The sequence below is a fragment of the uncultured Legionella sp. genome, from assembly GCF_937871865.1.
Classification (GTDB): domain Bacteria; phylum Pseudomonadota; class Gammaproteobacteria; order Legionellales; family Legionellaceae; genus Legionella.
This window is the reverse complement of the sequence record NZ_CALMPD010000188.1, coordinates 1-1,825: the sequence shown is the minus strand read 5'-3', so window position 1 is coordinate 1,825 and position 1,825 is coordinate 1. Positions and strand designations below refer to the sequence as shown.

Genomic DNA, 1,825 nt, shown 5'->3' with positions numbered 1-1,825 from the left:
TTTTTTCTCAATACCCTACTGAAGCACGTTCAGTGCTTTCAATGATTAATAATGCATCAGATCTTCTTCATTATCTTCTGGATGCAGGACACTCTTGGATTGCAGGGAGAATTTGCGGTGCACTTGAAAATATTGGCAAATCTCATGTAGCAGAAGAGATCAAAAAAACTATGGAGAGTGCCGGTTATCAAATACGGGAGGAAGATCCATTTTTAACAAATACTCCGATAGATTTTTCCGCTACTAATAAACCAGCTTATCGAAGTCGCTTGGAAGTTATGTGGCATGATATGCGCGATATAGTTCGAGAAAACTTCCCTAAACCCCGTTCTACGACAATTGATATTAAAGGATATCTCGAACAAGTAGATGAAAATTATATTTCAGACGCGTATCATTCTCTATCTATTGAAGGTTATCAAGTAAACCCTGACTTAATTGAAAAAGTTCGTTCTGGACAATGGAATCCTGATGCTACAGAACAAGATCGAAACCACCGCAGTGCATTAGCCGCCCGTGGATACTGGCAAGCGTTCCAAGCCGTAAAAAAGAGTCTTATAGAAATATTGAATGGAGACAATCCCGGAAAAATAATACAAAAAGAACATGGGGATTGGTATAGAGAATTATTTCAACCTAGCGTTGCTGTAGGTCTTTTAAAACCAACTGATCTGGCAGGATATAGACGAAGCCCTGTATTTATTCGTCAATCAAAACATATTCCTCCACGTTGGCAAATTGTTAGTGAACTAATGGAAGAGTTTTTTCAATTAATAATTCAGGAAAAGGATCCTGCTATTAGAGTCGTTCTCGGACATTTCTTTTTTGTTTATATCCACCCTTATTCAGATGGTAACGGCAGAATTGGGCGTTTTCTGATGAATGTTATGCTAGCAAGTGGCCATTATCCATGGACTATTATTCCTGTGGAGAGAAGAAATGAATATATGGAGGCATTAGAGCAAGCTAGTGTTGATCAAAATATTCTTCCCTTCACTAAATTTATTGCTAGTTGTATTTAGTACTTTGATTTATGTAAAGGCTTTATGGAGAATTACAATGGAATTTGCGAAGCCAGTTAAAGTAGCCTTTGGTCGGCTAGAGCATATTGCTTTTATAAAAAGGCACCTAGATGTTTACAAAAAACCAGATATTACCCAATATCCTATTGGAGCTTATGAATTTGATTTTCTCGATTTCATTTACAGCCTCGGCCTTATTAACATTTTAGCCTTTGTTTGCATAAGCCTATTCCCCTCATATTTTAAATATGATCCTTTTAAAATTTTTAATATTATTCCCATCATGCTTTTATTAATAGCTAATACTGTTCTTATAGCTGCAGTAATAGCACTTTTTCATTGGGGATTGTGTAAAAGTCTTGGGTTCATTTATAAAATAAAAACTCATACTTTTTATCAGGCAGGAATATTTTGGCGAGTTTTTAGAGTTTTATCCCTTTCTTATCTTCTTATAACAATTCCGCTTTTAATAAAAATTAACAGTATATTCACTCACGAAGACTTAGGAACAACATTAAATTTAATATCTCTATTAACAATAATTTTAATGCTTATGCTTCAAATAAAGTTATTTATTCTCCCTTTATATAAAATTGGAAAACAATTCGGTAAAGCTCTAGGATTAATTCACTGCTTGCTTGTTATTGCTAGCGCATTATTAATTAATAATCTTTTTTGGAAACAGATACCACCTAGTATTTTTGTAAATATACAAGAAGTCATAAAATTATTTTCAACCCAATAAAGAATCGGTAATTTTCAGGATAGTTGTCGCTTGAAGCAGAGCAGATTTGCTCTACTTT

2 protein-coding genes are annotated in these 1,825 nt (G+C 34.2%); both read left to right on the top strand.

Features of this window, described 5'->3' with window-relative positions:
- Positions 1-1,022, top strand: a 1,022-nt coding sequence (locus tag Q0495_RS10060; protein ID WP_298625650.1) for a Fic family protein, incomplete at its 5' end; no start/stop codon positions are given.
- A gap of 37 nt (positions 1,023-1,059) precedes the next feature.
- Complete coding sequence (locus Q0495_RS10055) at positions 1,060-1,767, top strand: hypothetical protein (RefSeq protein ID WP_298625648.1); 708 nt, start codon at positions 1,060-1,062, stop codon at positions 1,765-1,767.
- Positions 1,768-1,825 lie beyond the last annotated feature (58 nt).

What these genes read in the sequence shown, in the direction of transcription:
- Q0495_RS10055 (WP_298625648.1), top strand. Translation starts at nt 1,060, where the DNA reads ATGGAATTTGCGAAGCCAGTTAAAGTAGCCTTTGGTCGGCTAGAGCAT.